Genomic DNA, 13314 nt, shown 5'->3' with positions numbered 1-13314 from the left:
GTATTCATTTTCTTCTCAGAACACCCCTACAAGTCTTGAATTCAATTTAAATTGGGCTTTGAAAATTGATCTTACAAACCACTCATGAAGATTTTATTAAAAGCCGTAAAAATCACCTTACTCGTATTTTTAATTGCCTTTACTACGCTTATCGTTGCTGGTTGGCTCATGCAAGAAAAAATCACAAAGCTAGCAGTAGCCTATCTAAGCGAAACACTAGGTTCTCCCATGGCAACAGGTGAAATTTCATTTTCATTGATAGAAAATTTTCCTCAGGCAAGCGTTCGAGTAGATGGCATTTGGGTAGGTGCTCGTCAAGAGCAAGTATCAGATCCTATAGACACACTTGCCAAGATCAACAAGCTATACATCAACCTAAAATCAACAGACCTCTTAGACAATGTTTTTACTATTAAAAACCTCTCTCTAGAAGATGGTTATGTAAAATATTTAGTGGATTCTACAGGCGCTACTTGCTTTGACTTCCTCATGCCTAGCGACACTACATCCACTCCAGAAAATGAAGTAGAATCCGCTCCTTTACTCCTTACCGTAGACAAAGTCACCATCAGAAATATCACTACGTTATATAGTGACGATCAGCTAAAGGTGAAAATGAAAGCTTATTTGCCCGTGATTACTTGTGCAGTAGATATAGACGAACTTGACACCCGTGTACTTGCTAACGGTCAAGTCAAACTCAGCAACATGAGCTATGACAACACTCATCTAAATCGCATGAAAGGAGCTGATATACAATTTGACGTGGCTTATCGATCAGATTCTGTAATTGCCAAAACACTTAAAATAGCCACAGACGAAATTGATTTTTCTGCTAAAGGCAAAATAGCACTGACTGATATGTATACTGACCTGACACTATCCATCTCCGTACCAGAGCTAGCCGCATTGATCAAATACGCTCCTGAGGATTTATTAAATGAATATAAGGTAAGTCAGCTGTCTGGTGGCATTGAGTTGCAAACCAAAGTAAAAGGCATGGCTACCGGAGATGACCTTCCCCATTACGAGGTTAAATACAAGCTCACTGAAGCAAGTATAAAATATGACACTTTGCCACTTGCTTACAACATCATACTCAAAGGGTCTGCTACCAACGGGGCTAAGAGCAATAATAGCACGACAGCTATTCTAGTAGACTTATTTGCAATTGATTTCAGTGGTAACCATATCGAAACCAGTGGCAATTTCAACAATTTGGATCAACTGAACTACAATCTCAAAACCAAGATATCACTCGATTTGTTGGCTTCCAAACCTTTAATTCCACGTGATTTGGTTCAGCAACTTAGCGGACGTGTACAGGCATCCATTCAGACACAGGGCACACTACCAGATTCGATTGACAATAAGTTTATCGAACAAGCTTTACAAAATACACGGGCTCAGATCCAAATCAGCGACTTGGATTTAATTATGGATTCGGTAGTGACACTCAACAAACTATCTACAAGCATAGACTACAAAGCACGTACGATCAAACTTAAAAACCTGAGTACTAACCTACCTGATTACAAGGTCAATTTGCTAGATAACTCCATTCACGTAAGACTCATAGGTGATGTGATGAATGTAGAGCGATTAGATCTTGACATTCCCTCTTTTTATCTAGCTACCGACGAAGGCTCTGTTTTTGGGTCGGCCTATGTGGGAAAGATGGAAGATGTATCCTTTGCTATACAAAGCAATATTGATGTCGAGTTGGCCAACTTAAAACGCTTGGCTCCCGACACTTTGGTCAACGATATGAAGGGTCGATTCCAAGCAAAAATCAGAACAAGAGGAGAAATATGTCTGGATTCTGTAGCAACTCAGTTCGAAAACATACTTTATGATCAAACGACAATCGACCTGAGAATGAAAAATATCACACTGGACATGACAGATACTCTAATGAACGTTCAGAATTTGAATGGACACATAGCTGTAGACAGTCGAATGATTAGCATCAGTAACTTCGGCGGCATGTATCAAAAAATGGCTTTCAATATCGATACTACCACTATTCAAAATCTATTCAACACAGTGATCCGAAACCGACCTGGCACACTCAAAGTCGATGGTATATGTAGCTTAGGAGACTTGGATTATACCGTTCTTGGGGCATTTGCATCTAGCGAAGATACTCCCGACATAGAAGCTGAAGAACCAGCCTCAGAGCCACAAGCTTGGAACTACGAAATCAAAGGCAAACTATCTGTCAACAGTTTTAAATATGAAAACTCGCTGGTCAAAGACATACAGACGACCTACGATATACAAGATGTCAAAAAAGTCATCAAAGCACAGGTATCCGTAGGCCACGTCAACTATGAAGGCACTTTGCTCAATGGCCTCTCGACAAACTGTGAAATGAACACTGCCACCAATGAAATCAAAGGCAAACTAGCCATAGACAATGTCAAGTATGAAGACGCCCTGCTAGAGCAAATCTCTGCTTTGTACAACGTAAACGACACGGTATATACGGTAGATCAATTGAAATTTTTAGCCTTTGGCGGAAAGGTCAATACAGCCATTAAAGTAAAAATGGATGAAACTGACCACATGGAAATAGAAATGAAAAATAGTGTCTCTAATATTGATATTAGAAGATTGATGAAAGAAATGAAAAACTTCGATCAACAAGAAATGACCTATCAGCAACTTAATGGCAAACTATCTTCCGATAACTTCTTTTTAAGAATGACTATGATAGGAGACTCCATCGTATACGACGACTTGCGTATGACTTGTGATCTAAAATTTGAAGATGGGGGAATATATCAATACCCTCCTGTTCAAGACATGGCACAATACCTTCCAAAAATTGACAATTTGGATACTATGAGTTTCAAAACCATCAATACACATATGTTCCTTTTCAAAGATGCTGTTTACGTTCCTAGAACCTATGTTGTTACTAGTGTTTTTGATGTAGAAGCCATTGGTATGCAGAGTTTTGGAGAAGACTACCAATATCATATCGGAATAAATCTGGGACAGATTTTGGGTAAAAATAAGCAGTCGAGTCTTGATGAAAATGCCCCAACAAAACGAAAGAAAATGATACGTCTAAAAGCCACAGGTAGAAAAGGAAAATATAAAAGTGGGTTTGACAAGGAAAAGGATCGTGATGCTATGCTAACAAAAGTAAAAACGCAAGAAAAAATTCTAGAATTCCGATTCCAACCTAAATTTTTCACATTTGATACTGGAGCAGAAAAACTCTGAGCAAATAGATTGAAATTTTATGGCGTTCACACAATAATAACGCGATCTGATGATTACTTTTATTAAAGAATTTATTTAGAATAAAAAGACTTAAGATATGAAACACAATTTATTTTTAACCGCCATGCTTGCAATGGCTATTGGTTTTTCATCATGTAGTGATGATGATGATGAAAGTTGTAGTGCAGATGAAGATATATGCACTGTAGTTGTTACTGTTTGCTGTACTTCAGAAACAGAATGTAAGTACCAAGTAGGCGACAAGGAGTATGATTCTTTTGAAGAAGCCTCTAAAGATTCAGAATGTGCGGCATCGAAAGCACCAGATGAAGAAAAAGCAAGGGTAGCAAATAGTCTAAAAGCACTAGCTGCTCGCGCTAAGGCGAACTTCTAAAAGCTCACCTTCACTTATCAAAAAGGGACTTAAACCAAGAATCGGATTTACGATTCTTTTTAAGTTCCTTTTCTAGTTTATCCCCTCTTGGGTTTACGGCTACGATTACCCCATCTCCATCGATCAGGTAGCTCATCGGAATACTCGAAATGCCGTAGGCGACTGCTGCATCGCTTTTCCATCCTTTAAGATCACTTACATGAGTATCCCAGATTAGACTGTCTTTTACAATCGCCTTTTGCCAAGCCTCTTGTTTTTTATCAAGCGATACACTGAATACAGCAAAGCCCTCTCCATTGTCGAAAGATTCATCCTTATACGTTTGATATACACGTACAATCTCTGGATTTTCTTTCCTACAAGGCTTACACCACGAAGCCCAAAAATCTATAAAAACCATTTGTCCTCTCAACGAAGAAAGCTTGACCACCTCGCCTTTCAGATTAGTCATTTCGATATCTGGAGCAACCTGCCCCTCTTGAAAAGATTTTTGATCAGACCCAGACCATACAAAGGCAAAAAAAAGTAAAACGGCGTATTTCATAAGTTGCATTAAGCTAAAACTAAGCCAGTTGGCTCTAGTCAGAATATTAGAGCATTAAATATAGTCTTTCGTTATATAAATTTCACTCCTTATACTTAGCAATTCTCAGTTAAAATCAAGCATAAAAAAAAACCACGCAGAAGCGTGGTTATATAGTTGAGGTTATGTATTCATACAAATGACATAACCAGTTGAAATCGTTAACAATAATAAGTACCTACTGTCCATAATACAAGCCTAAACTCTTTTTCTTCTAAACGTAATAGGGATATATTCATCTGTAGGAATACCAATATGTGCCAAATCCCAAGCATCATCATAGCTAGCCACCAGGTTTTTTATACATTCTACTCTATCAGCTGTAGGAAATGGGCATTCTTCCCAATAGAAGATTTCTACTCGATAATTATATTGTTTTTTAATACCATTGATTTTAACCTCTACACTGATGTCCTGATCCTCTGACAATCGTGGAATTTCTATACCGATGATGCTCATGTCTTTAAGTTTAATAGTGTATAATAGACATTGAATTATCAAAAAATATACCTAACCACTTATCTAGCTGTAATACTGATAGTTACAAATAATATTTCCTTATTTAATTGATCGATTTTGATACAATTAATGTACGATATCTGACCAACCAGGCATCAACAACAATAAAAAATTAAATGTTTGAACATATTTATAGTCAACACGTACACAAGATTCAAGAAAATATTAATTTGGCGATTTGAAAGAAAGGTTAATGAATATGAAATTAAGCAGTAGGTGGGTACTAGTAGTTATCCTCACCCCTCTTGCATTGAGCGGTTGCTACCGTCCAGAATACCCATCTAAATTCATCTCATCGGATTTAAGGGAATTTGAATCCTATCAAAAAAAATGTGCTTCACGTCCCTCTCCCCCTGCCAGATCGCTCACTACCATAGACCGAACAGACATATTTGTAACTTATAGTCAACCAGCTGTGAAAGAACGTAAAATATGGGGTGGTCTAGTCCCCTATCATAAAGTCTGGAGAACTGGTGCCAACGAGGCTACCGTACTCTCTGCCACGGGAGACATATTGGTGAATGGTGACACCTTGCTGGCAGGCAACTACGCTCTATATACCATACCTGCAGAAGACAAATGGACGGTAATCCTTAATACAAAATATGAAGTATGGGGTGCCTACGACTATGATCAATCATTAGATGTACTTCGATTCGATGTAGTACCTACTATAGTACCAGACATTTCGGAGCGGTTAACTTTCGAGGTAGACGAAACTGGTATTGTGTACTTTGCTTGGGATCGACTTAGATTTGACTTTAAAGTACAGCCTCTTTAATTTAAACAACTACACTTTCTAATACGTCCATGGTTCCTTCTTCATTGACGGCTTCCATCTTCACCAAACGTACTTGATTGACCAAATCTTCTTGAAAAGGCAATTTGACTTTCAAGTAATTTTCGGTGAACCCAAACATATAACCTTCCTTCACATCGTTTTCTAGCAATACCGAAAACGCTTTACCAAGCTGAGATTCATAAAAGGCATGTTTTTTCTTTTCGGAAAGAATCCGCAGCATATTAGAACGTTCATTTCGCTCTTTCTTTGGCACTACACCATCCATTTCTACGGCATGGGTATTGGCTCGCTCAGAATAGGTAAATACATGTAGGTAAGATACTGGCAACTCATTGATGAAATTGTAAGTATCTAAAAAATCCTCATGCGTTTCGCCAGGAAACCCCGTGATCACATCCACCCCAATACATGCATCTGGCATTTCTTGCTTGATCTTAGCCACACGCTCCACATACAGCTCTCGCAGATATCGACGATTCATCAACTTCAAAATCTTATTGCTACCTGACTGAAGTGGGATATGAAAATGAGGGACAAACCTCTTGCTCTTCGCCACAAACTCTATAATTTGATTGTTGAGCAAATTGGGTTCAATAGAAGAAATGCGATATCTCTCGATCCCTTCCACTTCATCGAGTGTTTGTATCAGTTCTAAAAACCGTTCTTTTCTCCGGCCATCTTGCACACCAAAGTCACCGATATTCACACCCGTCAGCACCACTTCCTTCACCTCTGTTTGAGCAATCTCATGAGCAGATTTCAAAATATTTTCGATGGTATCGCTTCTACTCTTACCACGCGCCAACGGAATGGTACAAAATGCACAGCCATAATTACAGCCGTCCTGTACTTTTAGAAAAGTTCTCGTACGGTCAGCTATAGAATACGCATTGTTAAATTCGGTAGCGTTAGAAATTTCAGAAGCACATACGATAGCCTCTTTTTGTTTTTCAAAACCTTTTAAGTGTTCTAGCAGTTTGAATTTTTCTGCAGCACCCAATACCGCATCTACTCCTGGTATTTCAGATATTTCTTTAGGCTTGAGCTGAGCAAAGCAACCAATAATGACTACAAATGAATCTGGTGAGTTTTTCTTGGCGCTCTTTACAATCTGTCGACATTTTTTATCTGCATTCTCTGTGACCGAACAGGTGTTGATCACGAAAATATCGGCCTTTTCTTCGAAGGCCACTTTCTGATAGCCTTCCTCTTCAAACAATCTTGATATCGTAGAGGTCTCAGAAAAATTGAGTTTACAACCCAGTGTATAAAATGCGACTTTTTTCATGCGTAAGAAATAAAACGCAAAGCTACTAAAAAAAAGAAAGCCCCACTAGGGGGCTTTCTCCAAGGTAAATATTATCTACCTTTTTCTCAATGAAGCGTCTTTAATTCTTTTCCGTGTTAATTAACAACCCTAAAAATAGGTCACTCAGTTCAAACCTTCAAAAGTACGGTGCTTTTTATTTCAAAATATGCAACCTTTTGATGCTACCCCAGTCCATCATTCGTAATCAAAATATAAGAACTCATGAAAAAGCACCTCATTTGTGTGATCCTGGCTCTTGCCTTCAATTTGGCTCAGGCACAAAATAGCGAAACAAGAAACCTAGGTACATTCGATCAAATACGAGTCTCTCAATCCATCAAAGTCAATCTACGCCAAGGAGCCGCTAACGAAGCAAAAATAGAAACCCGTGGAATCGATGTAGACCGAGTAGAAACCGATATAGAAGGCTCTACACTTTACATTAGAATGAAAAAAGGAAACTACTCTTCTATGGATGTAAATATTGAACTCTCCTACTCCGACGAACTAAAAGAAATATCCGTTAGCTCTTCTGCTTCCATATCTGGTGAAGATGCCATAGCAACAGAAGATTTCGAAATTAGGGCAAGCAGTTCTGGCAAGGCCAACTTAGTACTCAACGTAAGATACCTAGAAGTTAAAATTTCTAGTAGCGCAAAAGTAGAACTCTCTGGCAAGGCCAAATACCAGGACTTAGACATCAGTAGCTCTGGCAAACTATATGCCTATAACATGGATAGCGAAAACGTAGAAGCCAATATCAGCAGCTCTGGCAAAGCCCAAGTGACTGCTCATCGTAGCATTGAAGGCCGTGCCAGCAGTAGCGGCAAAGTGTATTATCGCGGCGCTCCAGAAAAAGTAGACGTAAGTGCAAACAGTAGCGGCAAGTTCGTTAAAGATTAAACGATATAGCCCTTAAAAAGCAAAAGCCCGAATTTCATATGAGATTCGGGCTTTTGCTTTTTTCATGTTTTTATTAATGATGATGGTGTACAGAAACATGTTCTTCTATTCCTACAATGCTTTCTGTAACATTGATCACGTGATCTCCAATACGCTCACAGCCAAAGATAATATCTCTATAGACAATGCCTGTTTGGACATCGTAGTGATTTTCTTCTACGCTCTTCCAGTGCTTCTTGCTAAGCTCTTTTTTCATTTTGTTGATGGCTTCTTCACTCTTTCGAGCACCCTCCAACAGCACTTCTGAATAATCTGATTTCAAATTTTTGTGCATTTCGGCCAAAGCAGCATCTACCAATCCAAATATCTTTTGGATGTTCAGAATCTGATCAGAAGTGAAGGTCAGGTTGTGCTTATTTTTTCTATTGATCTCACGAGACATTCTCATAAAAATATCCGCAGACCTTTCTAAATCGCTTGTGATACTCATGATGGCACGAATCTCTTCGGATGCAGCCGTACTCAATCTCCCCTCAGACACCTTCACCAGATAATCGTCGATTTCCATTTCCAACTCATCTGTTCTGTCCTCATATTTAGATATTTTTTCCGTTAGAGCCTCTATTCTTTTGTTATCATCAGAAGTGACCAGCTCTTGAACAAACCTACTCATCTTCACAACTTGCTTACTAAAGTTGACTACTTCTTTCCTAGCCTCCATCAAGGACAATTCGGCTGTACGCATCAATTGAGTCCCAATAAACTCAAGGTGAAATTCTTCATCTTCTTCATCCTTAGAGGTAACTAATTTGGTTACGATCTGCTCGATCTGAGGCACGAACCAAATCATAATTAAGGTATTCACAATGTTAAAACTGGTATGAAAACATATCAACCCCCAGTTGATCGATGCCGTATCGTTGAGTGGTGAACCTAAGTCAAATGAAACCATTATAGAATCAATGGTTCCGATGTACAGATTAAACACCAATAACATCCACACCACACCAAACACGTTGAACATAAAGTGAGACAATGCCGCACGTTTAGCATGCACGTTACCTACCAAGGCAGCTAAGTTAGCCGTGATGGTAGTTCCGATATTCTCACCCAGCACAATACCCGCTGCCATATCGAATGGAATCCAACCGTTATGACACATAATAAGTGTAACGGTCATTGCAGCACTAGAAGACTGAACAACGACAGTCAAAATAGTACCTATTAATACCGAAATAATGACAGATATAAATCCTAAGTTATTAATATCAGCAATCCATTCCAGAATTTCCGGATTTTGCTTTAAATCAGGAACTGCATGCTTCAAGGCATCCAATCCCATAAACAAAAGGGAGAATCCAATTAAAAATTCACCCCAGTATTTCCACTCTACTTTTTTAGCAAATAGCATGGGAAAACCCACCGCTATGATAGGCAAAGTGTAATGCGATATACTAAACTTTGAAAATCCAAATACCAAGATTAAAACGCCTGTAATGGTGGTGCCTATATTGGCTCCCATAATTACACCTATAGCTTGCCTTAGTTTTAGCAATCCAGCATTTACAAAGCTTACCACCATCACGGTAGTCGCTGATGATGATTGTATAATAGCTGTGGTTAAAAAACCTGTAAATACTCCACTCACTCGATTGGAAGTAATAATACTCATGACAGATCTCAATGAATCCCCCGCTGCCTTCTGAATAGATTCACTCATTACCTTCATCCCATAAATGAAGAAACCTAGTGCTCCTATTAACTGTAAAATGTCAAAAATTCCGTATTCCACGAGATCGTTATTTATTTTTCTGAATTGATTTTAAAATGCTTGCAAAGCTAATAATATTAAAGAAGCTCAATTTTAAATAAATGTTAAGGATAAACCCAAGCAGTTCTACTTTACCTTTCACTTCATAACAATTTAGTAATATATGAGAAGTCAAACTATTCTACTTTTGCAGCTTGAATTATGGAAGGTAGTACAACACAAAAACTTAATCTAGTACAGTTTATACTGAGCATATCGCTCGCTTTATTGGTATTCTTATGGTCATTAGATCTAATGACCAGCTCTTTTCATGTAATTGGCAATGATACGGTAATCAAAGTATTAGCCATTACCTCCAACCCTTTTATTAGTCTCTTTATCGGACTGTTTATCACTGCCGTAATTCAAAGCAGTTCTACGAGTACTTCTCTCATAGTAGCTGTAGTAGCCTCAGGAGGAATGACTCTAGAGAATGCAGTACCCATGATCATGGGTGCCAATATGGGTACTACCCTGACTAGTACCATTGTCTCCCTTAGTTATATCACCGACAACAAAGAGTTTAAAAATGCTATTGCGACTGGCGTAATGCACGACTTTTTCAATATCATGACGGTGATGGTGTTGTTTCCATTGGAATATTACTACCACGTACTCTCCAAACTCTCTACTCAAGTCGTCACAGCTTTAAATTTGTCTCATACTCCTGCGGCAAAAGGACAGGAATCGGGATTGAGTTTCTTTGATATGATCAATGGTTTTTTGATTGATTCTGTCGAGTACAAATTCGTACTGGTACTTGTAGCTTGTATTGCATTATTTGCATCCATCAAGATTATATCCAAAATCATTTCCAACAGGATGATAGGTGCATCAGAAGAACGTTTTCAAGAAGTGTTTTTCAAAAACAAACTCAATTCATTTGGTTTAGGCACAGTACTAACTGCCGGAATTCAATCTAGCTCTATCACTACCTCTATCATCGTTCCATTGGGAGCTACTGGAAAAATCCATTTGAGCAAAATATACCCCTACATTGTAGGCGCCAATGTGGGTACTACCATTACTGCACTCATCGCTGCATTCAATAAATCTGAAGCTGCTTTAAGTATTGCAGTGGTTCACTTTTTATTCAACTTGATAGGGAGCATTCTTTTCTTAGTTATACCCTACCTCAATCAATTGCCTATTCGCTATGCGAGACAATTTGGACTTATGACCATGCAATACCGTGTCATTGGTTTTTTCTATATCCTTTTCATATTTTTTATATTACCCCTCGCGCTTATCTTTTTGCATAGGCTCTGAATCATTTAAGCAGCATTTCTTCATTTTGTTAACAATTGCTTAACATTAAGGAAACCTTTAATTAACTAGTAAGCAAGTTTGGCAGGGTATCTTCGCGGCTTATATTCAGAAAATATGAAACTTTTTTACTTCACTTTAGCTTTGGCTACCTGTGCCGTTATGGCCCAAGCTCAATCATTCGACGGCAGTAAAATCGGGAACGGATTACGGTTCGTTGACAAAGATTCGACTTTTAGTACGCAAATCAATCTCAGATTTCAAACACAATACCTAGGCCTCTACGACTTTGACTCAGAAGAATATGCGGATCAGTTTCTAATAAGACGGTATCGCTTAAAATTCAAAGGTTTTTTGTATGACCCACGAATCGAATACAAAATTGAACTGGGGCTATCCAACCGCGATCAGGGTAGTTTTTACAATGAAAACTCTGGAGCAGCCAACATCGTCCTAGACGCTGCGCTCAAATGGCATTTTCGGAAAAATTGGCACCTCTGGGTAGGTCAAACAAAACTACCTGGCAACAGAGAAAGGGTGATTTCTTCTGGCGCCTTGCAATTCACAGAGCGTAGTCAGCTCAACAATCGATACACGCTAGACCGAGACATTGGGATACAACTACATCACGAACATACAATTGGTCAAATGGTGTTGCGTGAAATTGCATCTATTTCTATGGGTGAAGGTCGAAATGTGACTATTTCGAATAGTTCTAATGGCTATGACTATACAGTAAGAGGTGAGATTCTTCCTTTTGGCAAATTCAAAAAGAAAGGAGATTATTTCGGTTCTGACCTGATGAGAGAACCTAAGCCAAAACTATCGATCGGAGTTACTTATGACTTCAACGACAACAACAACAGAGAAAGAGGACAATTGGGGAGGTTCCTAAATACCGAAGTGGATTTTTCCACACTTTTTATAGACGCGATGTTCAAATACAATGGATTCTCAATGATGTCGGAATACGGTATCAGAACCATACTTGATGGACCTCATGATGGCATAGATGAAACTGGTACCACCCGATATTATTATACAGGAGAAGCTTTCAATATTTCCGCAGGCTATCTACTTAAAAATAATCTCGAATTTGCAGGTCGCTATGTATATAATGCACCTGAAAGTGAATCTATTGGAGACAAAGAAAATATTTACACCCTAAACGTCTCCAAATTCATTGCAGGGCATACGCTCAAAATACAAGCCAGTGCCTCTTACATTGACAATTACACTGCCGATGATGCCCTATTGTTTATCGCGCAGATGGAGATCGGATTTTAATGAAAAATGGGTCGAAGCACATAAGTTTCGACCCATCACCTAAAATAAAAAATTAAGACTTGGATGGTGCTATGTTCACCCTTTGTCCATTTCTAATTTCAGGGTTACCTACCAATAAAATATTTTGTTTTGCTTCTATCGCTCCAAATACTTCCACCAAATCTTCAATTTGGTTTCCTTTCTCCACGCTTACCCATTCTGCGGTATTACCCACCGTTTTAATTACGTATACGCCTTCCGACGTATGCACCAATGCAGAAGCAGGCACAAACAAAGTAGCCTCATTACGCACCAAAGGCAAAGTAACTTCAGCATACATTCCAGATTTCAATTCGCCAGATTTATTGTCTACATCAAATTCAGTAAGCATAGAACGATTCATCTCTTCCAGACTATTGGCACTTCGTGCATAGTGCCCCACAAAGCTATCACCTGGATTAGCCGCGACTACAAAGCTTACTTCACTGTCTTTAGGAATAGCATTCGTCATGCGCTCTGGAATGGCTACAGTCAACCGTAATCTTGATCTGTCCTCTAGCACAAACATGGGAAGCCCTTGGTTGCCTCCCGATCCCACAAGCGTCCCTGGGCTCACATTCCTTGCCGTAATGATCCCGTTGAAAGGTGCCCTTACAGTTAGGTATTTCACCAACTGGCGCTGCGAGACCAGCTTAGCCCGCGCAGCCTCCAACAAGCCCTCTCTTGATACTGTGGCAGCACTATCCACCATCATTCGAGCATAGGCCATATCTATTTCATTAGCTGATACTGCGCCAGGAGTCTTGCTCGTCACCATCAGGCGATTATAGGTCAGTTTACTAGACCTTAGTCGAGCCTCTTGCTCTATCACACCTGCTTTGGCTGTCTCGTATTGCGCCTGAGCATTGCCTAATTCCGCCACCACTTCGGGCGCTTCCAAAACAGTCAAAACCTGCCCTTTTTTCACCATACTCCCTCTATCTACATGAATCCCTCCTACATAGCCTCGGACTCTGGCCAGAATATCTACTTTGTTCCATGGCTTCAGTTCTCCTGGCAGCACAACCTGTCTAGAAGGAGTCTTTTCTTGCACATTAGTTATTTCAACTTCGGGAACCAATGTCTTTGGGCTCTCATTAGATTTAGCCCCATGACTACATGATTGTATGAGTACAGCGATCACAATCAAGCACCCTACTCTTTCTATTGCTTTATACATCTCTTTAAT

Annotated in this window: 11 protein-coding genes; 6 read left to right on the top strand and 5 right to left on the bottom strand. The window is 39.2% G+C overall.

Features of this window, described 5'->3' with window-relative positions; translation table 11 throughout:
- Positions 1–84 precede the first annotated feature (84 nt).
- Both N7E81_RS14080 and N7E81_RS14075 read left to right on the top strand, forming a co-directional pair.
- Complete coding sequence (locus N7E81_RS14080) at positions 85–3234, top strand: AsmA family protein (RefSeq protein WP_263050231.1); 3150 nt, start codon at positions 85–87, stop codon at positions 3232–3234.
- A gap of 97 nt (positions 3235–3331) precedes the next feature.
- Positions 3332–3628, top strand: coding sequence for a hypothetical protein (locus tag N7E81_RS14075; protein WP_263050230.1), 297 nt, complete (start codon positions 3332–3334; stop codon positions 3626–3628).
- 10 nt (positions 3629–3638) lie between these two features.
- Here the strand turns inward: N7E81_RS14075 and N7E81_RS14070 are convergent, their stop codons facing one another.
- Together N7E81_RS14070 and N7E81_RS14065 are read right to left on the bottom strand one after the other, a co-directional pair.
- Complete coding sequence (locus tag N7E81_RS14070) at positions 3639–4172, bottom strand: peroxiredoxin family protein (RefSeq protein WP_263050229.1); 534 nt, start codon at positions 4170–4172, stop codon at positions 3639–3641.
- 237 nt (positions 4173–4409) lie between these two features.
- Entirely contained in the window at positions 4410–4670 is a 261-nt protein-coding gene (locus N7E81_RS14065; RefSeq protein ID WP_263050228.1) for a hypothetical protein, read from the bottom strand.
- Positions 4671–4923: 253 nt separating this feature from the next.
- Here N7E81_RS14065 and N7E81_RS14060 point away from each other — a divergent pair, with 253 nt between their 5' ends.
- On the top strand, positions 4924–5511 hold the full coding sequence (locus N7E81_RS14060; protein WP_263050227.1) for a DUF2911 domain-containing protein: 588 nt from the start codon (positions 4924–4926) through the stop codon (positions 5509–5511).
- Between the two features lies 1 nt (position 5512).
- Here the strand turns inward: N7E81_RS14060 and mtaB are convergent, their stop codons facing one another.
- The gene (mtaB, locus tag N7E81_RS14055; protein ID WP_263050226.1) at positions 5513–6820 is read right to left on the bottom strand and encodes a tRNA (N(6)-L-threonylcarbamoyladenosine(37)-C(2))-methylthiotransferase MtaB; all 1308 of its coding nucleotides are present in this window, start codon (positions 6818–6820) and stop codon (positions 5513–5515) included.
- A 243-nt stretch (positions 6821–7063) separates the two neighbouring features.
- Between mtaB and N7E81_RS14050 the strand changes: the two genes are divergently transcribed.
- The gene (locus N7E81_RS14050; RefSeq protein ID WP_263050225.1) at positions 7064–7744 is read left to right on the top strand and encodes a head GIN domain-containing protein; all 681 of its coding nucleotides are present in this window, start codon (positions 7064–7066) and stop codon (positions 7742–7744) included.
- 73 nt (positions 7745–7817) lie between these two features.
- On the opposite strand, the gene N7E81_RS14045 is transcribed toward N7E81_RS14050, so the two are convergent.
- Entirely contained in the window at positions 7818–9536 is a 1719-nt protein-coding gene (locus N7E81_RS14045) for a Na/Pi cotransporter family protein (RefSeq protein WP_263050224.1), read from the bottom strand.
- 180 nt (positions 9537–9716) lie between these two features.
- On the opposite strand from N7E81_RS14045, the gene N7E81_RS14040 reads away from it, so the two are divergent.
- Together N7E81_RS14040 and N7E81_RS14035 are read left to right on the top strand one after the other, a co-directional pair.
- On the top strand, positions 9717–10823 hold the full coding sequence (locus N7E81_RS14040) for a Na/Pi symporter (protein WP_263050223.1): 1107 nt from the start codon (positions 9717–9719) through the stop codon (positions 10821–10823).
- 114 nt (positions 10824–10937) lie between these two features.
- The gene (locus N7E81_RS14035) at positions 10938–12107 is read left to right on the top strand and encodes an OprO/OprP family phosphate-selective porin (RefSeq protein ID WP_263050222.1); all 1170 of its coding nucleotides are present in this window, start codon (positions 10938–10940) and stop codon (positions 12105–12107) included.
- A gap of 52 nt (positions 12108–12159) precedes the next feature.
- On the opposite strand, the gene N7E81_RS14030 is transcribed toward N7E81_RS14035, so the two are convergent.
- A complete protein-coding gene (locus N7E81_RS14030; RefSeq protein WP_263050221.1) occupies positions 12160–13305 on the bottom strand; it encodes an efflux RND transporter periplasmic adaptor subunit in 1146 nt (381 codons plus the stop codon).
- Positions 13306–13314 lie beyond the last annotated feature (9 nt).

It is taken from the genome of Reichenbachiella carrageenanivorans, assembly GCF_025639805.1.
Classification (GTDB): Bacteria; Bacteroidota; Bacteroidia; order Cytophagales; family Cyclobacteriaceae; genus Reichenbachiella; species Reichenbachiella carrageenanivorans.
This window is presented reverse-complemented; position numbering and strand designations above follow the sequence as displayed.